The sequence below is a fragment of the Geodermatophilus ruber genome (genome assembly GCF_900114385.1).
GTDB lineage: Bacteria > Actinomycetota > Actinomycetes > Mycobacteriales > Geodermatophilaceae > Geodermatophilus > Geodermatophilus ruber.
The window spans coordinates 285,623-306,461 of the sequence record NZ_FOSW01000003.1 but is presented as its reverse complement, the minus strand read 5'-3'; the positions used below and the strand labels follow the sequence as shown (position 1 = coordinate 306,461).

21 protein-coding genes are annotated in these 20,839 nt (G+C 70.5%); 9 read left to right on the top strand and 12 right to left on the bottom strand.

Translation table 11 applies throughout. The annotated features are described in order from the left end of the window. Positions 1-173 precede the first annotated feature (173 nt). Positions 174-1,637: an MFS transporter gene (locus BMZ50_RS06590; protein WP_218146127.1), complete on the bottom strand. Its 1,464-nt coding sequence runs from the start codon at positions 1,635-1,637 to the stop codon at positions 174-176. 337 nt (positions 1,638-1,974) lie between these two features. Here BMZ50_RS06590 and BMZ50_RS06585 point away from each other — a divergent pair, with 337 nt between their 5' ends. The 3 genes from BMZ50_RS06585 (at position 1,975) to BMZ50_RS06575 (ending at position 4,402) form a co-directional block, all read left to right on the top strand. After that, a complete protein-coding gene (locus tag BMZ50_RS06585) occupies positions 1,975-2,508 on the top strand; it encodes a DUF1707 SHOCT-like domain-containing protein (protein WP_091322494.1) in 534 nt (177 codons plus the stop codon). A gap of 834 nt (positions 2,509-3,342) precedes the next feature. Next, entirely contained in the window at positions 3,343-3,780 is a 438-nt protein-coding gene (locus BMZ50_RS24075) for a tyrosine-type recombinase/integrase (protein ID WP_177212678.1), read from the top strand. Next, positions 3,749-4,402: a site-specific integrase gene (locus BMZ50_RS06575; RefSeq protein ID WP_245753444.1), complete on the top strand. Its 654-nt coding sequence runs from the start codon at positions 3,749-3,751 to the stop codon at positions 4,400-4,402. The genes BMZ50_RS24075 and BMZ50_RS06575 overlap by 32 nt, the downstream gene beginning before the upstream one ends. A 333-nt stretch (positions 4,403-4,735) precedes the next feature. On the opposite strand, the gene BMZ50_RS06570 is transcribed toward BMZ50_RS06575, so the two are convergent. The 9 genes from BMZ50_RS06570 to BMZ50_RS06535 form a co-directional block, all read right to left on the bottom strand. Continuing rightward, the gene (locus BMZ50_RS06570; RefSeq protein WP_143087102.1) at positions 4,736-6,034 is read right to left on the bottom strand and encodes a helix-turn-helix domain-containing protein; all 1,299 of its coding nucleotides are present in this window, start codon (positions 6,032-6,034) and stop codon (positions 4,736-4,738) included. An 800-nt stretch (positions 6,035-6,834) separates the two neighbouring features. Continuing rightward, complete coding sequence (locus BMZ50_RS06565; protein ID WP_091322490.1) at positions 6,835-7,479, bottom strand: DUF6919 domain-containing protein; 645 nt, start codon at positions 7,477-7,479, stop codon at positions 6,835-6,837. A 1-nt stretch (position 7,480) separates the two neighbouring features. Then, complete coding sequence (locus BMZ50_RS06560) at positions 7,481-8,542, bottom strand: hypothetical protein (RefSeq protein ID WP_091322489.1); 1,062 nt, start codon at positions 8,540-8,542, stop codon at positions 7,481-7,483. A gap of 62 nt (positions 8,543-8,604) precedes the next feature. Continuing rightward, entirely contained in the window at positions 8,605-8,910 is a 306-nt protein-coding gene (locus tag BMZ50_RS06555; RefSeq protein ID WP_091322488.1) for a hypothetical protein, read from the bottom strand. 135 nt (positions 8,911-9,045) lie between these two features. After that, positions 9,046-9,954 carry a hypothetical protein gene (locus BMZ50_RS06550; RefSeq protein ID WP_091322487.1) on the bottom strand — a complete coding sequence of 303 codons (909 nt, stop codon included), beginning with the start codon at positions 9,952-9,954 and terminating at the stop codon, positions 9,046-9,048. Continuing rightward, the gene (locus tag BMZ50_RS24980; protein ID WP_281245405.1) at positions 9,951-10,082 is read right to left on the bottom strand and encodes a hypothetical protein; all 132 of its coding nucleotides are present in this window, start codon (positions 10,080-10,082) and stop codon (positions 9,951-9,953) included. The genes BMZ50_RS06550 and BMZ50_RS24980 overlap by 4 nt, the downstream gene beginning before the upstream one ends. Then, entirely contained in the window at positions 10,079-10,645 is a 567-nt protein-coding gene (locus BMZ50_RS06545; RefSeq protein WP_091322486.1) for a hypothetical protein, read from the bottom strand. Before BMZ50_RS06545 ends, BMZ50_RS24980 begins: the two co-directional genes overlap by 4 nt. After that, positions 10,642-11,214, bottom strand: a complete 573-nt coding sequence (locus BMZ50_RS06540; protein WP_143087101.1) for a hypothetical protein — start codon at positions 11,212-11,214, stop codon at positions 10,642-10,644. The genes BMZ50_RS06545 and BMZ50_RS06540 overlap by 4 nt, the downstream gene beginning before the upstream one ends. Positions 11,215-11,311: 97 nt before the next feature. Next, positions 11,312-11,959, bottom strand: coding sequence for a hypothetical protein (locus BMZ50_RS06535; protein WP_143087100.1), 648 nt, complete (start codon positions 11,957-11,959; stop codon positions 11,312-11,314). 116 nt (positions 11,960-12,075) lie between these two features. Here BMZ50_RS06535 and BMZ50_RS06530 point away from each other — a divergent pair, with 116 nt between their 5' ends. From BMZ50_RS06530 to BMZ50_RS06520, 3 genes are all read left to right on the top strand, one after another. Then, complete coding sequence (locus BMZ50_RS06530) at positions 12,076-12,927, top strand: metallophosphoesterase family protein (RefSeq protein ID WP_091322483.1); 852 nt, start codon at positions 12,076-12,078, stop codon at positions 12,925-12,927. Continuing rightward, on the top strand, positions 12,924-13,733 hold the full coding sequence (locus BMZ50_RS06525) for a metallophosphoesterase (protein WP_091322482.1): 810 nt from the start codon (positions 12,924-12,926) through the stop codon (positions 13,731-13,733). The genes BMZ50_RS06530 and BMZ50_RS06525 overlap by 4 nt, the downstream gene beginning before the upstream one ends. A gap of 143 nt (positions 13,734-13,876) precedes the next feature. Next, positions 13,877-14,476, top strand: a complete 600-nt coding sequence (locus BMZ50_RS06520) for an HAD domain-containing protein (protein WP_143087099.1) — start codon at positions 13,877-13,879, stop codon at positions 14,474-14,476. A 17-nt stretch (positions 14,477-14,493) separates the two neighbouring features. On the opposite strand, the gene BMZ50_RS24070 is transcribed toward BMZ50_RS06520, so the two are convergent. After that, entirely contained in the window at positions 14,494-15,114 is a 621-nt protein-coding gene (locus BMZ50_RS24070) for a 5' nucleotidase, NT5C type (protein WP_177212676.1), read from the bottom strand. A gap of 95 nt (positions 15,115-15,209) precedes the next feature. Between BMZ50_RS24070 and BMZ50_RS24065 the strand changes: the two genes are divergently transcribed. Continuing rightward, positions 15,210-15,473, top strand: coding sequence for a hypothetical protein (locus BMZ50_RS24065; RefSeq protein WP_177212675.1), 264 nt, complete (start codon positions 15,210-15,212; stop codon positions 15,471-15,473). On the opposite strand, the gene BMZ50_RS24060 is transcribed toward BMZ50_RS24065, so the two are convergent. Further along, positions 15,455-16,876 (bottom strand): hypothetical protein, encoded by a 1,422-nt coding sequence (locus BMZ50_RS24060; RefSeq protein ID WP_177212674.1) that lies wholly within the window; start codon positions 16,874-16,876, stop codon positions 15,455-15,457. The two genes, BMZ50_RS24065 and BMZ50_RS24060, sit on opposite strands and share 19 nt — an antisense overlap. A gap of 392 nt (positions 16,877-17,268) precedes the next feature. Here BMZ50_RS24060 and BMZ50_RS06510 point away from each other — a divergent pair, with 392 nt between their 5' ends. Continuing rightward, complete coding sequence (locus BMZ50_RS06510; protein WP_091322479.1) at positions 17,269-19,002, top strand: TM0106 family RecB-like putative nuclease; 1,734 nt, start codon at positions 17,269-17,271, stop codon at positions 19,000-19,002. Next, a complete protein-coding gene (locus BMZ50_RS06505) occupies positions 18,999-20,555 on the top strand; it encodes a PD-(D/E)XK nuclease family protein (protein ID WP_091322478.1) in 1,557 nt (518 codons plus the stop codon). The genes BMZ50_RS06510 and BMZ50_RS06505 overlap by 4 nt, the downstream gene beginning before the upstream one ends. The last annotated feature ends 284 nt before the right edge of the window (positions 20,556-20,839 follow it).

Here is a 20,839-nt window from a genome sequence, read left to right as displayed (position 1 = left end):
CGCGTCCTCCCGCGGTCGTCCTCACCCGACTCGGATGAACGCCGGTCCGGGGCCGATCCGGCCCACGGGCAGGAGAGCGGCTCCGCTCCGCAGGGCAGCGACGGGCAGCACCGATCGGCGCCAGGGGGCGAGGGCCCCCGCGGCGTGGTCATCCCGGCGTAGGACGATCGGGCTCACACCGGGGGCTCTCCTCCGCCACGGGCCGCGGCGACCGGGGCGGGGACCGCCGTCAGGGCCGGGTCGACGACGCCCGCCGGCTCGTCCGCACCTGCGGGGTCCTCGTCGCGGGCCGCCGCGTACGCCGCGCTCAGCCGCCGGTAGGCCGGGCTGGCGAACGCCGCCAGGACGGCGAGGACCCCGATCAGCCCGGTGACGACGAAGACCAGCGCGATGCCCCGGTCGGGGCCGGTCCCGAACCAGCCGCCGATCGCCCGCGCGCCGGCGCCGTCGGTCATGAACGGGATGACGAGGAACTCCGTGAGCGGGGCCATGAGGAAGGCGGTCAGCGGCGACGCGGCCTGCTCGACGCTCTGGGCGAAGCCGAACACCCGGCCCTGCCGCTCGTACGGCACCACCCGCTGCAGCACCGTCTGCTCGGCGGCCTCGGCGAAGGGCACCACGGTCATGAACACGGCCATCGCCACGGTCAGGGTGAGCACCGAGGAGGCCAGCGGGAACAGCATCGTCCCGGTCCACATGGCCACGTTGACCAGCAGCAGCACCCGGATCGGCCGGCTGCCCAGACCGATCCGGGCCACCAGCAGCCCACCGATGATCAGCAGCGCGGACAGCCCGCCCCACAGCAGCCCCCACGCCTGCACCGACATGAGCGACAGGCCGTAGGGGTCCATCAACGCCATGAAGGCGCCACCGAGGAAGTTGTTGAAGCAGCTGAACAGGATCAGCGGCAGCAGCCCGGGCACGCCGCGGACCAGGCGGAGTGTCCCGCGCAGGTCGACGCCGGACCCGGCTGCCGGGCCGTCCCCGGCCTCGGCGAGGGGCGTCGCCGCGTCCTCGGGTACCTGGACGCGAGTCAGGTGCACCACCGACAGCACCAGGACGGTCAACGCGAGCGCGAGGACGGCGGTCATGCCTCCGAAGGCGATCAGCAGCCCGCTGATCACCGAAGTGACCAGCATGGACAGGCCGGTGGCCGATCCGACGAGCCCGTTGGCCCGGTCCCGCCGGTCCGCCGGGACGAGCAGCGTGACCAGCGTCGGCAGCGCGATCGTGCGCGGGTTGCCGGCGATCACGCCGAGCATGAGCAGCACGACGAAGCACCACAGCGGCAGGCTGGCCGCCGTCCGGAACGACTCCTCGGGGGTCAGCTGGTACACCGCCAGCGCCAGCGCGTACAGGACGGTCGACGCACCTGCCGAGGCATGCAGGACGGCGTGCTTGCGGTGGTGGTCGACCAGGCTGCCGAACCAGATGCCGGTCCCGGCCGTCGCGACCAGGAAGATGCCGGCGATCATCCCGGTGGCGAACACCGACCCCGTCTCGAGGAACACCCAGAAGGTGACCGCGAACCAGACGGTGTAGTTGACTACCGACACCAGCAGGTTGTTGACCAGCAGGTGAGCGAAGACCCGCTCGGGTCCCGAGCGCAGGTCGAGTGCGGGAGCGCGGTCGGCCACGGTGTCCTCCTCCGTCGGCACCGGGGTCCGCGGGCTGGGCCCGGTGCCGGTGCGGTCTCCAGATGAGACCGCGCGGGGCGGGCGCGCTCATCGGTGCTCGCCGATGGTGCCTGCCGCGCGTCGTCCGGTCAGTCGGGTTTCCCCGGACCGGACCGGACGACCTCAGTGTTCATGACGCGGCGTCCGGTTCGCGGAACGACACCGGCCCCCTGCACGGCGCAGCCGTCGCGCCGGGCCGCGTGCCGTTGCGGACCTGCGCGGGCCGGAAGCCGCCCGGTCCCCGGGGTGCGGGTGGACGCTGTGACCCTTGTTGCGTCGCGCCCCGAGAGAAGCAGCCATGCCACCCCTGATCGACACGGACACCGCGACCACGTTCACCCCGCGGATGCGTGCGTCGGACGCCGACCGTCTGGTCACCGTCGAACGCCTGCAGGACGCGGTGGCCCGCGGCCTGCTCGGGCCGGATGAGGGCAGCGAGCGGATGGCCGAGGCCTTCGCCGCCGTCCACCTGACCGACCTCGACCCGTTGATCGAGGACCTCCCGCCGGCGCCGGCCGAGCGGACCGCGCCGGGCTGGCGGTCGCTGGGGACGCTTGTGGTCGAGCAGGTGCGGGCCTCCCTGACCACCGCCACCGGCGGGTTGAGGGCGGCGCGGGTGGGGGTCGTGCTCTTGGTCGCCGCCCTCTTCCTCGTCCTCGTCGGCGCCCTGACCGGAGCGGCGCTGTCCGACGGCGGTGCCGGCGGGGGTGGGGGCGGCGGCTGGCACGAGGACTGGCACGACCACCGGGGCGACCACTGGGACCACGACGGGGGCGACCACTGGGACCACGACGGGGGCGACCACTGGGACCACGACGGGGGCGACGACTGACCGCTCGGCGGTCACGGCGTCGGAGGAGGGCGCTCCTCCGCCCCAGGCCTGGGCTCAGCCCGGGGCGGGGAGGGGGAGCAGTTGGCCTGCTCTGCGCACGGGGGCCGACTGGTTGACCGCTCCGCGTCACTGCGGAGGGGGACTCTGCGGCGGTCTGCTACCCCGGGCGGGTCCGCCACGCGTGGGCAGTAGGTGCTTTACGGGTTCTTGATGGGGGCGGTGCTCGCGGAGGCGTGTGCTCGCTTCCGGTTCCGCGGGATGCTCATGGCGACGGCCCCGTACGGATGAGGGAGCGGTAGTCGATGCCCCCTTCGTCGCGGCCACGCTCCGTGACGACGGATCCCGACGAGTCGGCCGGTGTCCTCATGGGGACAGCGCTCGTTGACCACCGTTTTGACCACCATTGCGCCCGACTCGTCCTCGCGCTGCGGTTCGTCGGCGTTCCGTATGCCGTTTGACCTGCTCGGACGGGCTTCAACGAACTGCAGCGGACACGCTGCCGTCGCCTGGGGGTTGTAGGCCCGCAAGAGGTCGTCGGCACAGTGGCGGCCAGTTCGTACGCCGCAGATGTCGCCGTGCCGGCTCACCCGCACAGCGGCTTCCCGGCCGTCGACGCCCTTCTGGAATACCGGAGAAAAACTGGAGGACCGAGGCGACGCTCCAGCGAGGCCGGCGCTAGGTCCCTGCTATCGCGTCTTCCACAGGCTGTTGGCACGTCCACAGATCGCCGGCCCGGCAGCTGAGTGGCCCTCCTCTGGAGTAGGCCGTCATGGGGTCGGCATCTGCGTCCGCATGCCGAGGCCCTTGGCGGGCAACGGCGACGGGAGGCGGTCCATGCCGCGAGGACGGCGACGTCAGGCGGGCGAGGGGAGCATCAGTGAGTACCAGACCAAGGCCGGCCCGCGTTCCCTGATCAAGTACTCGGCCCTACGTGCGGACGGCACGACGCGGGTCGTTCTCAAGCGAGGGTTCAGGACACGGAAGGACGCCGTCACGGTTTTGCGCGCGGGGATCCGCAAGAGCGAGGTGGGGGAGTGGGTCGAGCTGTCGAAGCAGCGCCTGGACGGCTACCTCGCCGAGTGGATCGACACGCAGCGGCTGAGCCCGGCCACGCTGGCTTCCTATCGCAAGAACATCCGGCTGCACATCGCCCCATATCTTGGCGCGACCCCGTTGTCCCGGCTCACCGGTGCGGCGGTGGATGCCTGGGTGCGCAAGCTGGAGACGTCGGGCCGTGCCGATGGGCGGGGAGGCCTGTCCGCGCACACCTGAGCTTGCCCGGTTTCTCCGCTGGGCCGACGCCGAGGATCCCGACCTGGCCATGGGCTGGCGGCTGCTGGCGGCCACCGGGATGCGCCGCGGCGAGGCGCTGGCCCTCCGGTGGCGGGACGTCGACCTGGACGCCGGCCGGCTGGCGGTGCGGCGCAGCGTCGGCGTGGTGAAGGACAAGGGCGCCGGCCAGCGACTCGTCGAGGGCCCGACGAAGACCGGCCAGGCCCGGGTGGTGGACATCGACGACGACACGGTCGCCGCCCTGCGCGCCTACCGGGCCGCCCGCGCCTCGCTCGCACCTCTCCTCGTGCGGGACGCCGCGCTCGTCCTGGCCACTCTCGACGGCAGGCATCGTCACCCCGAGCGGTACTCCCGCCGGTTCGTCGAGCAGGTCGTGCAGGCGCGCAAGGCAGTGGGGGAGGACCAGTTGCCGAGGATCCGGCTGCACGACCTGCGCCACACTCACGCGACGCTGCTGCTGGCCGCCGGCGAGCCGGTGAAGGTGGTCTCGGAGCGCCTCGGGCACGCCAACGCGACCATCACGCTCACCGTCTACCAGCACGTGCACCCCGGCATGGGGCGCGAGGCCGCGGACCGCTTCGCGGCGCTGCTCGAGGGCTGATCGGGGCGCGAAGTATCACGAGGGCATCAGAGGCCGCGACAAAAGAACACCCCGGGCTCCTGACCTGCAGGAATCCCGGGGTGATGTGGTGTCCGAGGGGGGACTTGGGCACCGCGAAGTGGGATCCGTCCCACCGGCTGCTCCCGCTGGGGGAGTGGAGCACGGTGTGCGCGGCTTCATGGACATGGTCGGAACGTAGCGCGCCGGTCGGACAAGATCATTCCGACGTTCTTGCGAATGCGCTGACTGAGCAGGTGACGCGCGGGCGGTGACGAGCGATGCACAGCTCGCCTCGCCCGTCCGTAGCAGCGGCGCGTGGCGTGCGAAGTCCGGCTACGTCGCGACTGGGGAGCGGCCGTCCGTCGGCGGACAGGCCGAGGTGCCCAACCACAGGGCGCAACCCTGGCGGCGCACCATGACCGACTGACTCGAGGTGGCCACGCAGTACACCGTCCCGGTGTAGCGCACACGCGTCACGTTCTGCTTGCGCACGTCGGAGTCGACCGGAACCCCGGGATCGCTGACCATGTACGTGGCGCGCCGGCGCGTGAATGCCCGGCCGGTGGTGCTCATGACGCTCGCGCTTCCGGCCTCGGCCATGACCCGCACCTTCCGGCCGCGACCCACCTTGCACAGCACCTCGTGCAGGTCGTTGGCGAGCTGCAGGCTGCTGGTGATGTAGCGACGGCTGTCCTCGTGAGTGTGGACGGCTCCGTCGCCCCGTCCGAAGGCGTCGAGGAACACGTCGATCATGTCCGCGCCGGCCTCCTTGATGGAGACGGGAATCTGCTTGTGCCCCGACCCGACGCCGCAGTGTTCCTGCAGCCACAGGGACAGGCCCTTGTGGTGGAACGTGAGCGCCAGCGCGCCGCGGTAGTAGCGAATGCCCATCCGCCCGAGCAGGTCAGCGATCTGCTCGTACTTCACCCCGGGCTTCTGGGCGATACCGATGGACCAGGAGCCGCGGGCCTCGGTGTGGGTCCAGCCCTCAGCGACGTACCAGCCCAGGAACTCCGCCCAGTCGTCGAAGGCGAAGGTCAGGGTCCGCTGATAGCCGGGCGTCCTGGGTGGAGTAGCAAAAGTGATCTGGTCCGGGTGGCTCCCTGCCCAGATGTTGGTGCGGCGCACCTTGAAGTGCTCGGGCAGGTCGGTGTAGGGACGCAGCTGCCAGCGCGGGGCGTCCACGGCGCCGGTGCGCAGTTTCCCGTCGCGGCGGCCATGCGCGACGTCGCCGATGGTTCCCACGCTTACGCCGTACCGAGCGGCGAGGACCGCCTGCGGGACGCCGCGCCGGCGGGCCTCCTTGATCGCCTCGCCGTCCTCGACGGTCAGGCGGGAGTGCCTGCGGTAGGTGGTCTCCCGACCGCGGACCAGCAGCAGGTGGCTGGCGGTGACGGCGAAGTTGACCCGGTCGCCGTCGTGGAGGTTGAGGTAGCCGTCGAACGCGTGCCGCCACAGCCCGGTGATCGGCGCCCACTCGGCGACGTCCCCGTTCAGGGTCAGCGCCCGCTCCTCGCCGGTGACCTGGGGGAGTGCCTTCCAGCCCTGATCGGTGAGCAGTTCGGTCTGGTCGTCGAAGCCGTGGACCTGCGCGGCGGGCATCGACGTCGACGACCCGGAAGATGACGGCACGCCGGCGACCGTAGGGGACGCCACTGACGCAACGACCGGGCGCGGCTGGATCGGTGTCCGGGGGTCTTGCGGCCCACCTGGATGGCACTCGGGAGCTCACTCGAGCTGCGGGTTCGCGCACCTGCAGTGCGTTGTAGCCGCAGCCCTCCCGCCGGCAGCGAAAGCCGAACGCGAACTCGTCGCTGAAGAACTTCAACGCACTCTTCCGCCCGCTCCGCGGGCACCGCTGGACCTCCGCACGCTATGACGCTGGCTTGAGGGGTGTCGCTAGGACGATCTGGCGATGCCGGGAGGAGTCGGACACCTCGAAGTGGGAGCCGTCCCGAGACATCGTGCGACTCGTTCAACCGGGGACTCGACCGGGCGGCGGTAATCGGTCGCGAGGGGGTCACCGGCTTTCTGCGCTGAGCGCAGCGCCGTGGCCAGCCAATCGAGGCGATGCGGTGCGCCGGTGGTGGCCGGGTGGGCCGGGGGAGCGGGGTTCGGCAGGGACCGACCGGTCCGGGCTGCCCCTTGTTGGGCACTCGCCGCCAGCAACCGCTGGATGACGGCGGCGTCGGACGGCTCCTCGCCGGAGGCACCGGAACGCCCGGTGACCGTGGCCGGTGGGCTGGTTGCCGATCCCGGGGCACCCGGGACCGTGCAGTTCGGTTGATCGAGAGGGACCCGGTCCAGGCCTGGGAGGTGGGCAGCAGCCCACTTCGTGGTGTCCGAGGGGCGACACGCCATATATGCACACGCCTGCATCCCCGAGGACAGACCTATGGGCTATAGACGACAGGCGGACCTTACGGGCTCGCCTACTGCGGATCGATGTCGATCTCCGATCGTTGTCCCGCCCACCAACGATCGGCGGTGCCGTCGCTCAGGTCGGCGGCCAGACGGTGCAGCCACGGCCACAGGACGTCGTCGCGGCCCCACACCGGGTCGAATACCTGGAGCGCCTCGGCTGACCGGACGGCGCTGGCCGCCGCCGGCGGGAGCGGGGCGTAGAGCAGGACATCGCGGTCGGGCGGAGCCCAGTTCCCCAGCCAGGTGGCGGGCTGCCCGTCCCTGACGGTCACAACGAGGTTGATCTCCGGCGAGAGTTCGGGCAGGCGGACGGCGCGAAGGACGACCACGTCGCTGTCCGAGCTCAGGTGCTCGGCGTACCGGGTCAGCGCGGGAGCCGCAATGCCGCTCACGTACGCCCGCTGCCGCAGGCCGGAGTGCCGCAGGCCCGGCTGACTGGAGTCTGTCACCCAACCGGCACGGTTGACCCTGGCGAGTGCATCCCGAATGTGGCCACGGGTCTCCGGATGTGGCGTGCTGCCGATGTACGTCGGAATCCACCGTCTGGTGCCCTCCAGCCACTGGGCCACGAGTTGGCCCACGTCGACCACGGATGTCGTGGTGGCCCAGTCCTGATGCTCGGCGGCCGGGACCTCGTCCCATTCGTCGTCCAAGTCATCGCCTCCCGGGGCTGTCCTCGAAGGCATCGGCCCACTCGACCGGTGTGCCGGTGCGCCAGTGATCGAACAGCTCCGTCGCCGTCATGCCGGGGTGTCGCTCCCACAGCTCCAACCAGGGCAGGGCATCGGTGAGCGCTGGGAAACCGACGTCGCGTAGATGCGCATGCCGCCGGGGTTCACGTTGGAAGGGCGTTCGGCCGTGCAGGACGTCGGCTGGATCTCCGAGCCACGCGACGACGTCGTCCGGCTCGAAGTCCGTGTCGCGCCAGGAGGTGGCGGTGTCGGCGGCACCTTCTCCGGAGGTGACGGCCCCGGTCTGCACCAGGAGGCGATGCCAGGCGACGGCGTCGTCGTCGGTGAAGCCGTGGTGCCGGTAGGCCTCCATGCTGCGCGGGCGCCGGAAGTACGGCCAGTGGCGGTCGAGCTGGTCGGCGACGTCGGCCAGGAGCGCCGGATTCACCTCCGCCTCCGGATCGCCGGTGAGGTGGCGCTGCCAGTCCCGGGCTGCGGACCAGGCCAGGAGTGGATGGAGGTGCGGTGCTTCGACGACCTCGACGCGGCTGGTCGGCTGGCAGCGCGTGCCGCCGGTGGTCCGGCCGCGCTCGCGCATGCGTTCTTCGAACCGGTTGGCCACCTCGGGCTCCACGCCGGACAGCCGCCACACCAGCCCGGCGATCGCGGGACACCGGTAGGCCGTCGTGCCGACGGCGGCCCGATGGATGACGGCGTCCCGGTCCGAGGGACCGAGGCCCCGCATCTGTCGGACGTCGGTGGGCGACATCCGCACCACCACCGTGCGTGCGGTGACGCGGTCGGTGTGCGCACGGAGCGCCTCGGCGACGTGCGCGTGGACGTCGAGGTCCACGTCGGGCTCGTGCTTCGTCAGCCAGGTGTTGAGCCCGCGAGCGAGCACGGCGTGCAGGGCCAGCAGATCCAGCTCGATCGCGCCGTCCGTGATCGCCTCGTCTCGGGTGATCCCCGCGGGCGCCCAGTGGTTCTGAAAACCCGCTTCGTGGACGTGGCACAGCGCGACCGGGCCGGTTCCGCCGATCGGCAACGAGCAGCCGTAACAGGCCCAGGGATTCCAGCCCGAGACCGGGGCAGGAGAGGCGGGCATGGTCAGTCGGCGCTGCCGGGCAGTCCGGCGCGCACGTAGGCGAGCGCCCACTCCACCGGGCCGTCCAGCAGTTCCGTCCGCACGTCGAGGGCGCGCTTCGCCAGGTCCATCACGTCTCCGAGAGGAACGACGGTGCCGGCGGGAAGGTTCTCCCAGGACCCGTCGCTGGCGAGCAGGCCGCGCACGTGGTCCTCGACCGCCTTCAGGTCCGGTTCCTCATCCCCGCAGAGTCGCTCGAGGGCATCGAGGTCCTCTTCGCGCATCTGTCGGTCGAAATCGTCAGGCGGGCCGCCGTCGGAGGTGGTCATGGTGGGTCTCCCTGTGCCTGTGTCTGCGGCCAGACCGCCAGTGTCATGGCCGACTGGATGAGTAGTCGGCAGTTCGGACGGAACGCTTCAGTGCGCGAGGGGCGATTGGCCCGTTGGAGTGCCATGCCCCATGACTCAGGCCCAGGCGCGCACCCAGTCGATCGGGGTGGTGCGGTAGAGCAGGACGGCGTCCTGGAGGGTGAGCCTCCGTCGCTGTCGCACGAGGTCCAGCCAGGGCAGTGCGGTCTGCAGGTTGGGACACCCTGCATGCAGGAACGCCGCCTGCCAGGTGATCGGGTAGCGCGGTCCGCCCTTCGGGGTGGGCCCTTGCGCCGACCAGCGATACAGGGCCGGGAGGCCCACACCGGCCTGGCGCCAGGCGAGGGCGGTGGGCAGGGTGGCTCGGTCCCTGCCGACGAGCTTCTGCTCCGAGAGCAGACGGTGCCAGCTGAGGGCTGCTGTCTCGCTAAAGCCGGCCCGCAGGTAGGGCTGGAGGCTTCCCGGATCCCGCAGAGTCCCAGCGAGGACAGTCTCGCCGTGGAGGAGGACTTCCGGGTCGAGCAGCCAGGGTCGCCGCGGGTCCAGCGTCTCCGGCGCGAGGTGATCCTGCCAGGCGCGGGCGCGATCCAGGTCGTTGAAGCGTGAGACGCCCTCCTCGTCCCGGCACGTGGGTCGCCACGGCGAGCGGTCCTGGGCCCATCGATTGGCGACGTCCGGCTCCACTCCGGACACCGCCCATGCCAGCGCCGCCGCGGTGGGGAACCGGTAGTGGCTGAGCCCGACGATGGCGCGCGTGAGCTGCGCCCGGTGCAGCGGCTCGCGCGTCGGGCGGATGGGCACCCACCGGCGTCCGTCGTCGGACCAGGTGGGCGCGTGCCGGCGAAGACGCCGGCGCACCTCGTCCTCCAGGATCGGGCGAAGCGTCCGGCGGTGGGCGACCGGGAAGCTCGAGAGCCACTCCTCGAGTTCCGACAGCAGCTCGAACTCGACCTCGTCGGGATCGAAGGTGATCGGACGCCGGCTGGTCCGCCTACTGGTCGTCACCTCCGGATCCGCCGGACCGTCGTGGTGCGGCGCAGGGTGAAGACGCCACGGCCCGGGAGCCGGGTCCGGGTCATCGCGTCCAAGGCGACGAGGTGGTGGCTGGTGCGGATGACGACCGTCAGAGTCACGGCTGAACGCCCCAGCGGGTGTGGCTGTCGCACAGCGTTCGTGCCCGGCCGCGTCCCACGCCGAGCAGCTGGGCATCCGCGTGGCCACAGACCTCGCAGAGAAAGCCGCTGGCGACTTCAGCGGAGGAGATGACCGCGCGGAACTGCCGGTGAGTCTCCTCGTCCAGGTCGGCCACCGACGACGGCCTGGCGTAGTACCTCAGCAGTCCGAACTTCTCCTTCACCTGCCCCAGCAGGTAGCACGGGTCGATCTCGGCCAGCCGACGGTCGGTCTCGGCGACCAGCCGGTGCCACCCGGCGCCACACCACACCTGGTCGGGCTCGTTGTTGGATCGGGCCAGCCGGGCGAGAACCTGGGCCAGGACACCCAGCGGATCCGGATCGTCCCCGTAGGTGCTGCCGAGGTACTGCAGCGCGAGGTGCTCGCGAGCCAGCCCTGCCAGGTCGGCCCGGACGTCGTCGGCGAAGGTGGCCTCTGCCTGCTCCCAGATCACGGGGAACGGGTGCAGCCGACGGAGCGTCTCGAGCGCCATCGCTTCGACGTCCGCGTCGTCGTCGGTCACGGCTCGTCGCAGTCGTGGAGGGTCCGGCGGGTCGGTGGCTCGAGGCCGTAGCGCTCCAGCAGGGCCGGGACGAGGTGTCCGGCACAGCAGTACGGCTCAGGCGTCGACGCCTCCAGCAGCGCCGGCCGATCGACGGAGAACTCGAAGACGGGCTCACCGTCCCAGTGGCCGCAATGGCCCTCGGGGTACCCCGCGATCATCTGCTGGTCGATGGCGACCGCGAGGCCTCCTGGGCAGCTGCTCGCCGTGTGCATGCCGAGCGCCCACACCAGGTCGGCGTGCAGTTCGGTGCAGGCGGCGCGGTCGTCCGCGCCCTGACCGCGGGTCACCCGGCCCGTCGCGCAGGCCAGCTCCACCGAGGTGAGCCGGGGCTGCTCCTCACCCGGTTCGAGCCGGAAGACCACCAGTCGGTTCTCGCCCGGACCGAGGACGTCATCGGTCAGTTGCCGGAGGTCGTGCAGCACACGGAGCAGCGCACGCTCGTTCGCCTGGGCCGCTCGCTGCAGCTGGACCTGACGACGGGTCGGGGACGGCAGCGGACTTCGGGGATCGGCGTCGGGAAGTGTCATGCGGCCCCTTGCCCAGTGGTTCGTCCAGTCATGCTCGACCTCCTCCTCCAGCCATAGAAGCGAGCAAAACGCTAGACCACCTTGGGCAGTGCTGCCATCAGCCGAGCGCGGAGCCCCCCGGTCGAGGGATCAGCCGGTTGCTTCCGGACTTGACCGGTATGCGGCGACCGCTGAAGACGGCGAGGAGTGCCCTGCCGACCGTGGTCTCCTCGGTGGCCGGCGCGACGTTGAAGCGAACCCGCCCGATGTCGGGGCGCTCGTCCGCGACGGGTTGCTCCGGATCGACGACTGCCAGGGTGACGACGAAGGAACTGACGGTCGAGACGATGGCCCGCACCCCGTCGCGTCGCCTGTGGTCCACGGGCCACCAGCCACTCGCGGACAGGAGCTTCTCCTCGTCGCTGGCCTCGGCCGTCCAGCCCCACATGGTCCGCCAGGAGAAGTCGTCATCCGTGTGATGAAGCCAGCGCGGGCCGGCCTGCTGCACGAACAGCACGCTCCAGTCATCGAACGCGGAGACCAGGTGTCGTTCGTCGATGAACGCTCGGCGTCCCATCTCCAGCACCTCGTCGGCGTCGTAGTGGACGACGTCGGCGTCTTCTGCCGCGCCGGCACGCGCGGTCCGATGCGGGGTGAGCAGGCCGGTGTCGCTCGCCTGGCGGACGGCGATCGGCGTGACCCCCCAGAAGCGCGCCACCTGGCGTGCGCTCACGAGGAGTCTGCGTTCATCCGGATGGGTGGTCACCTTTCGAGCCTAGGAGAAATGCCGACACACGATCCCTTCGGTCTGGGTAACATGCCTCAAAGTGATTGACCACCGGCCACGGTCCGGCGTACGACCATCGAGGGGAGGCCGCCTGCATGAGCACTGCGGTGGAGAGTCCTCTTGCGATGCCGGCCGGCGGTCGGGTGCTGGTGGTCGGCGACGTCCACGGCAGCGAGCCGCACCTGCTGCGGCTGGTCCAGGGGGCCGCCGAGGCAGGGCTTTCCACGATCGTGCAGCTGGGTGACACCTTCGGCACCCACCCGGCCCGGTCCGCGCGGGCGATGGATGCGGTCAGCTGCGCCTGCGTTGAGCACGGGGTCACGTTCCTGTGGCTGGACGGGAATCACGACCGGCATGTCGGCCTCCTCGACCGGTTGCCCACCGATCCCGTCACGGGCCTGCACCCCTGCCGGCCGCACGTCTGGCATCTGCCCCGCGGGGCGTCGTGGACGTGGGGCGGGTGCCGCTGGACCGCCGTCGGGGGAGCGGTGTCGGTGGACGCTGCCGTCCGCACCTACGGGGAGGACTGGTGGATCGAGGAGGAGCTCACCGATGCGGACATCGACCGTGTCGTCGCGGAGGTCGGCGCGACCGACGTCCTGCTGAGCCACGATCGCCCCGCCTGGGTCGAGCCGGCGCTCGGCCAGGCACCGGGCGCCTGGTGGCGGCACATGCCGTTCCGGTGGTCGGAGGACGACTTCCGCCGCAGCCAGGCGCATCAGCGGCGACTGGACCGGCTCGTGACGGCCCTGCGTCCGAAACTGCACATGCACGGTCACCTGCACCGCCGCTACGACCTGGTGACCGACGAGTCCCCCTGGGGTGGGCGGACCCGGGTGAGCGGTCTGGCCCACGAGCCCATGCAGGGCAACACGCTGGTCGTCCCGTGCGCGCCGGACTTCGACCGGTTGTTGGCGGACACCGGCACCCAGGGGGACGCCTGGTGATCCGGGTGCTGTTCGCCGGCGACACCCACGGCCAGACAGCTCACGTCGACCACCTGCTGCGCGTCGCCGTACGCGAGGGGTGTCCGTGGGTTTTCGTGGTGGGTGACTTCGGCTACTGGGAGCACCAGCACGACGGACGCCTGTTCCTCGACAAGGTGGATCGGCGGGCCCGGCAGCACGGCGTCCGGTGCGCCTTCCTCGACGGCAACCACGACAACGTGGCCCTGCTCCGCCGCACCTACCAGGACCGGGACGACGACGGACTGATCGTCGTCCGCGACCACGTCCAGTACGCCCCGCGCGGGCACCGCTGGACCTGGGGTTCCTCCCGGCTGCTGGCTGCCGGTGGAGCGGCCTCGCTCGACAAGGACCTGCGTCTGGCCGTCGAACAGCGGAAGACCGACAGGGCCGCGCGGCGTGCGCTCGCTCATCGGAACGCGGGCGCGCCGCGGGACTACGCCGGGACGTTGTGGTTCCCCGACGAGGAGCTCACCGACGACGAGACCGACCGGATCATCGCCGCCGGGGGGCGTGTCGACCTGCTCCTCACCCACGACAAGCCTCGGGACGGCGCGCCGTCCTTCAACCGGAAGACCGCCGAGGCGGCGTACCCCAACCAGGACCGGATCCAGCGCATCGTCGACGCACTGGCTCCTGCGCAGCTGATCCACGGCCACCTGCACCACCGGTACACCCAGACGCTGGCCAACGGCACCGTCGTCGACGGCCTCACCTGCGACCCTGCCGCAGGGCACGGCGAGCCCGGCTACCGGGTGGAGGATTCGTGGCTGGTGGTGGACCTGTGACTCGCAAGCAGGCAGGGCCAGGGCCCGCCGGGGACACGATCACCTACCGTCAGCTCGGTGCCGATGGTGGGGCTGGCGCGTGGCGGCGGCCGGTTCCGACAGCGCTCGGCCTGGCGGCGGAAGATTTCGCGCACCGCCCCGTGGTGGCCGTGGACGTCGACGGCGTGCTCAACGTCCTCGGCGGGGACAGGCTGGTGCGGGAGCCCGAACTCCGGCGCTACGAATGCCACATCCCGGCGGCGTGCCAGCGACCCAGTCCGTTCCGTCGCGGGTACGGCCGTGAGGACATCACGGTGCGACTCGCGTTGGATCCCGCGCACGCGGGCTGGATCCGCGCCCTGCACCAGCGGGCCGACGTTGTCTGGGCCACGACGTGGGGCCACTTGGCCAACGACCTCGTCGGCCCGTTGCTCGGTCTACCCGGACCCCTGCCGGTCGTCGACCTCGAGGACGCGCCCTTCAGCTACCTGAAGTCCGGGGACGCCATGAGCGCGAAGGCATCGGTTTTGCGCGACTACGCCGCGGGGCGACCTGTCGTGCTCGTGGACGACCGACCTCTCGATGAGTGGTTGACCGGTGACGCCCTCGACGGCCGGGGCCACGCCGTTCGGACCGATCCGGAGACCGGTTGGACGCGCGACGGCCTTGTTGCAGTGGAGAGGTTCCTCGATTGGGCGGACGCCGCCGGGCCGGGGGAGAGGTACCGGCCTCAACGCGGGCGCAGGAGAGGAAGAGGGCGGTGAACCGGGGCGCGTTCGCGTCAGGTGGTCGACGGCTGACCGACAGTACCCGCCGCCTCGACCACGGCCCGGTGAGCCAGGACCGCGTCCACCGCCGCGGGCCATTCGTGGACGCGAGGGCCGAGCACATGGCGGTTGTAGGGCTGGTCGAACACCAGCGCGGAGAGGCCGGCAGCCTGGAACGCGTCAAGGTTCGACGGCCCGTCATCGATGTACAGGTCGGCACCGACCTGTGGCTTCGCGGCCATGAAGCAGAGGTCCCAGTAGGGCAGCTCGTGCTCCTCCAACCAGGCCACCGTGTCGGCTGCGCTGGCGGCGTGAGAGCCGCTGATGAACAGCCGATGAGTGATCACGCGGATCCGGACGCCGGCATCCGACAGCCGCCACAGCGCCTCGGCGACTCCCGGAAGCGGGTCGAGCTTGCGGAAGAGGCCGTCGGCCACCGCCGCGGCGTGCAGCGCCAGGTAGTCCTCGTGGGACCCGATGCCCCAGCCGCACTCGGTCCAGTCCCAGCTGCAGGGCTCGGGGAGGTCGCCCTCCGGGATGCCGCGGACGGCGGCCACGTGGCGACGGAAGCCACCCACGTAGTCGGCGCAGACGCCGTCGAGATCCAGGCCGAGGACGAAGGGGCTGGTGCTCACCGTCTCCATGTCGGCAGCCGGGCGCCGCCACTTGACCCCGCCGTCCTCCCGGTCCCTCAGCAGGGGGGGACCGGCCCGACCAGCAAGGAGACCGCATGAACACCACGCACAACCCGACCAACGGCCGCCTCGCCTACCCGACCGACCCGCCGAACACGCTCGACCGGCGGTCCGACAAGCCCCTCGACCCCGCCCCGTCGCGGGGCCGTGACCACGGCCCCGGACGGCTGTGCTGGTGCGGCGCCTCGATCGAGTGGACGGGCCCGCTGGGGCCCGATCGCTCGTGGCTGGAGCGCTGCGACGGGCGGGAGCAGCACCACACGCGCACCGACTGGCTGCCCTACGTGGACGTCGCCTGACCAGCGGCCCGGGGGAGGGGCACAACAGTCTGGACGGCCGTGTGGACGAGGGTGTCGGCCCGGTCGTACCCGAGCTGTCGGACGACGTCGCCCCCGGACTCCAGGTGAGCGGCGATCCTGGCCAGATCCTCGGGGCCACGGCCCGTGGCCAGCATGGCCTTCCCCAGGGAGCGTGCCCGCTCGGCCTCCAGGACGTTCCCGACGACATGGTCCCGATTCGTCCACGCGTACATCGCACCGAGCGCCCGGTCGACGTCGATCGACGGGTTGGTGGCCAACGCCAGCATGGTGGCCGCGCAGCGGTCGTGGTCGCGGAGCAGTCGATTGGCGAGATCACGGTCGCACCGCTCGTCCTCTGCGATCGAGGTGGCGACCTGCCTCATGGGGCTGGAGAGAGGCCACTCCCCGGAATGGCGCTCCTCGAGGTCGAGCAGGGCCCAGGCGACCGTGGCGAAGTCGCCGCCGTCGGCCGCGTCGGCGTCCGCCTCGCCGAGCAGTCGGTCGGGGTCGTACCGGTCCTGGGTAACGAGCGCGAGACGGCCGGGCCACCGCAGGTCGGCGACAGGCACGGCGGGGAGCGGCGGGTCGTCCGGTTCGCCCCACGCGATGTCGATCAGCTCATCCAGCGTGAGCCCTCCCCAGGCCGTCTCAGGGTGATGGGCGAGCAGGGTGAACGCCGCTGCGGCGAGCTCGGCGCCCGCGAGCGCCACGAGCACGTCAGCCGGTGCGCTCGAGTTGCTCGCCACCGCTCGACGGATGCCGTCCGCCTCGGCGGACGCGGGATTCCGTCCGGTCAGTTCGACCGCCTCTGCCAGCGCAACCTCGACGAGGTCAGCGGGCAGCTCCGGATTGCTCAACGCCGCCAGCCGCACCTCCCACGACGGGTCTTCTGCTGCCCGCACGACCAGGTCAACCGGCAGGCAGGGATTCGCCGCGGCCACGGCGCGGAACTCGTCCCGTGCCCGGTGGAACGTGGCGATGAGGAGTTCTGGGTCGTCGGTGCGGTGCAACAGGGCGGCCACGCCGTCCGGAGAGACGACGTGCTCGAGTTGATCCGGACGCCAGTCGAGCTCCACCGCGCAGCGCCGGGTCTCTTCGACGGACAACCGGTCCCGCCCCGGTTGTCCGCCCACGCCTCCGCCCACGCCGCCGGCCGTCGTCCGCGCCGCGTTGTCCGCGAGTCCGTCGTCTTCCTCCGTCGTGTCCTGCTGCGCGACCGCGCAGTGGTGCTCGTAGGCGGTCCGTATGACACCGGTCGGGTCGCACCAGGCGATGACGCCCCCAACGACGAGGGGGTCGACGGCCGGGTTCGTCACCAGCGCGACGAGGACGTCGGTGTCGGTCGACAGCGCGAGCTGGCCGGCGACGTCCTCGGGCAGGTCGGCACGCTCGGCGGCGAGCACCTGGACCGAGGGGGAGGCGTCGGGCACGAAATCCACGAGCGACTCCGGCGGTCCAGTCAGGACGTCGAAGAGGTGGGCTGCCGGTGCGTCCTCCTGTCGTAAAGCCGCTCGCAGCCGGCTCATCGCCGCTGCGTCGAAGCCGGCATCCGCCCCGGCCTCCATCGCGGCGAAGGCGAGCGCCAGGCCGGCCGCGCCCTCAGAGCTCCAGAGGTCGGCGTCGCTGGCCCACCGGAACCAGTCGTGGGCGCCGTGCGCGGTGCGGGGATCGGTCACGCCGTTTCTTCGGCGGCGATGGTGGGCGAGTGGAGGGGCGCGTCCGCCGCCGTCCCCCGTTGTGGCGAACCGGCGCCGTTCCGCTGTGGTCGGGCCCGGCTGGTGCCGAAGGAGAACGTGTGACGGGGACCCTGCGACCGATCCTGCTCGGCGGCTATGCAGCCAAGCGGTGCCCGCGCGCGACGCACAACGAGTACGACCTCACCGTGCCCCGGGTCGAGTGGCAGCCTGATCCGGCGGTGCAAGAGCAGCTGGACGAGGGCCGGGCCTTCGAGGACGACGTCGTCGAGGCGCTGCTGTCGGCCGCGCCGGACGCGATCGACCTGCGCCCGCTCGAGGACGACAAGTGGACGCACATCGCGGAGACGATGCGGCACCTCGCCTCCGGGACCGGCCTCATCGTCGGTGGTCGGTTGCCGGACGACGACGCGCGCGGGCGGACCGGCAAGCCGGACCTCCTGATCTGGGCGGAGGACCGCCCCGACGGACGTCCCGGTTACCACGTCGGGGACATCAAGCATCACCTGACGCTGCACCGATCACCGAACGACTCGGTTGAGGTGAGCCTGGCGTCCGTACCTTCTCGCGCGCAGGCCGTCGTCCGCGCCGGGGTCGCGCTCCGCGTCGGTGACCGTGAGGACGACTGCCTCCAACTGGCCCACTACTGGCGACTCCTGGAAGCAGCGGGTCATGCCGCCGTGGAGCCGTGGGGTGCGGTGCTCGGCACCGACGGGGCCAAGGGATACGTGCCCGACCCCCTCGTGCTCAGCTGGTATGACCTGAACGAGCCGCTGTTCACCACGTTCTCCAGGACGGCCGGCAAGCGGCGGCGCTCCTCGCTGGAGCGGTACGACCACGAGCATGCCTTCCGCTTCGACGTCGCGGACCTGGCGCGCCGACGCACGGGGGAGCCCGGTGATCCGGTGCCGCTGGTGGTGCCCATCGGGCACGAGGAGTGCGGCGACTGTCGGTGGGCGTCGGTCTGCGTCGACACGCTGACCGACGACGACCTAAGCAGGGAGCTCGGCGGCGTCCTGTCGGTGCGCGAGTACCTGACACTGCGCGCGCAGAACGTTGTCACCGTGAGCGATCTGGCGGCGGCGGAGCTCGATGACGTCCTTACCGAGGACTACCACCAGGAGGTCGCGCACCGGCAGAACCGGGCGGCACGCCTGAAGAAGGCGCGGCTACATGCGGAGCTGGCCGAGGCTGGTCTGGACATCCGGCGGCGTGCCGACGCCCCGTCCGTGCCCACCGCGGACGTCGAGTACGACATCGACTGCGAGTGGAGCCCCTCGCCGGAGCGCGTCTATCTCTGGGGCGTCCTGCGGACGGACGGTGAGGAGAGCACCTACGTGCCGTTCCTCGACCTGTCCGTCGACGACGTGCAGGCCGAATACGACTTGGCCGAGCGATTCCTCCGCTGGCTCGATGATGCGATCCAGGCGGACGGCGCCGCCGGCCGCTCGGTGGCCGTCTTCCACTACCACCATCCGGAGCGCAGCCAGCTCCGCCGGATCACCTCCACCAGCGGCCGGGAATTGCCGGAGATGTGCGCCGAGGCGGCACCCGAGGCCTGGATTGACCTCTGCAAGATCGTGGAGAAGTCGCTCGACTCCCGAATCGGCCACGGGCTCAAGGCGATCGCGATGCAGGGCGCCGGCTTTGAATGGCGGGACGACGACCCCGGTGGGCTGCAGTCACAGACCTGGTACGAGCAGGCGCTTGCCGGTGACGCCTTGGCCGAGGAGCGGCTGCTCGCCTACAACAGGGACGACGTCCAGGCCACCGCCGAAGTCCGGCGCTGGCTTCGAACACCATCCTCCCTCTCTCCCAAGAAGCGGTCCTCATGATGGAACCAACGTGGTTGAACGGCGTGCGTGCACTTGCGGACTCCATGGGCATTCACCAGGAGGGTTGGATACTCCGAGACTCCGGAATTGTCGACAAGGAAGTCCCGCTGATGCGCTGCTTGTCTTGGTTGTTGCGCCAAGACATACCCGCCTTCGAACCCTTTCGACGTGCGCTTCTGGAGAAGCTTGCTCCTGGCCACGGGAGCACTGCGTTCTACGTAGAGCGCGAGCAACCCGTCGGCCAAGCTAGTCCGGATGAAAAGGGATACGTCGACCTCGTCATTCTTGCACCGGGAACTCGTATCGTGCTAGAGGCCAAGGTGGATGCCCTGGAGCACGGGGATCAGCTGCGCCGATATGCGAAATACTTCCTGGAAGACTCTTCCGTCGCGCCCCGTGAGAATGGATTCGTATTCCTAACGCGCCATGGCCAGCACCGGTGGGTCTGCACAAGTCACGAGAGCTATGACCCCAGCTGTCAGGGCGTGTGTAGAACTGCGAAGTGGGAAGGTTGCACATGGGCCAGCCTATTCGAGGCACTTGAGCCACTGTGCAAGGATGGAGTTGCTCCCCCGAGCGTCATGGAACTGTATCGCGCTCTAGAAGGATTCGCTCCGGGCAGGACAGTTCCCGACCTTGGCCGAGCGGCGCAGTTGTTGGTGCAAGCGCACACTGAGCGTGACGCCGCGGTTGGCTATGTAGAGCGCCTGGGGGAGCGGCTGGGGCCGGTGGTTGTGAGCGCCCAGGGTGCGTTCCGCTGGACCGGCCGAGAGGTCGCTTGGCCAACGATCGAAGTCAGCGAGGCGTACTGTCAGCCTACTGGTCCATGGTTCCATGACGTTTCTTCCAAGACCTTTTCTCGCGAGCTCAAGTGGTCCGATGAGCCCCGCGGGCAGGAAGCGCTGAGATCGATAGTCCAGGAGATAGCGGAGCAGGTCGGAGGATTCGACCCCGAGCGCGCATTGGCAGAGCCGCTTCCTGAACTGCTGGAGTCCAGTCCTCGAGACCGCATCCGCACGGTGGCCCAAGGTATCGAGGCCGGCCGAATGCTCGAACCCGAAGCCAGGAGGCAGTTGCTCGATGTAGCCGCCGCATGGAGTAACGGGCAGCAAGCCGGTGTCCCCGGGCAGGGGTGGTTGCGTGGCGAGAATCAGAGTTGGGACCTCTTAGGGCGAGACTTCGCGTCGGGGGATGACTGGGTCGGCGTCTACATGGCGGTGCCAGGACACGGCTCGATCCTGAGTGATCGCCGCGACGAGCAGGCCTGGGTAGGGCTCGTCTTCGGACGATCAACCAGCAAGGGGTACCCCAGCAAGGCGTGGAGAGGTATCTGGTCTGAGCAAGTCGCCGGGTTGCGCCGTGTCGCCAGATCCGAGCTGTCTGAGGAATTCCTCCACGCGGTGCCCATCCGAGAGGGTTTCTGCGTTGTTGGCCGCCGGATCGAGCTCTATAAAGAAGGCTGGCACCCCTCGGTCGTGAGGAAATGGCTCGACGAATTGATGACGCTACGGGATCGCGTCATTGCGGCCTACGAGGTCATCCACCGAGATTGAGTCGGCGCGTGGCACTACGGCCGCGTAAAGGGCGGGTCAGGCTTACTGCAAGGACGCAGGGCCTGTCGCTTCTCGCCGGCCAAGGTCACCGCCCGACCACGACGCTCGATGGCGCGGGAGCTAGCGCATGCCGTGACTGAGGTCGACGAGGAGCCCGCCGTAGCCGTCTTTCGCGTCCAGCTGATGACCGGTCCACGGTTCGCAACTCATATGTGCTCGAGCGAAACGAGAGGCGAGGCATGGATCAGAAGGCACCCGTGACGCGAGAGGTGACTCGCTGGGCC

Excerpts from the sequence above, each read along its gene's own strand:
- BMZ50_RS06555 (WP_091322488.1), bottom strand. The coding sequence starts at position 8,910 with ATGACCACCTCCGACGGCGGCCCGCCTGACGATTTCGACCGACAGATG.
- BMZ50_RS24065 (WP_177212675.1), top strand. The coding sequence starts at position 15,210 with ATGAACACCACGCACAACCCGACCAACGGCCGCCTCGCCTACCCGACC.
- BMZ50_RS06505 (WP_091322478.1), top strand. The coding sequence starts at position 18,999 with ATGATGGAACCAACGTGGTTGAACGGCGTGCGTGCACTTGCGGACTCC.
- BMZ50_RS24075 (WP_177212678.1), top strand. The coding sequence starts at position 3,343 with ATGCCGCGAGGACGGCGACGTCAGGCGGGCGAGGGGAGCATCAGTGAG.
- BMZ50_RS06575 (WP_245753444.1), top strand. The coding sequence starts at position 3,749 with ATGGGCGGGGAGGCCTGTCCGCGCACACCTGAGCTTGCCCGGTTTCTC.
- BMZ50_RS06530 (WP_091322483.1), top strand. The coding sequence starts at position 12,076 with ATGAGCACTGCGGTGGAGAGTCCTCTTGCGATGCCGGCCGGCGGTCGG.
- BMZ50_RS06585 (WP_091322494.1), top strand. The coding sequence starts at position 1,975 with ATGCCACCCCTGATCGACACGGACACCGCGACCACGTTCACCCCGCGG.
- BMZ50_RS06540 (WP_143087101.1), bottom strand. The coding sequence starts at position 11,214 with ATGACACTTCCCGACGCCGATCCCCGAAGTCCGCTGCCGTCCCCGACC.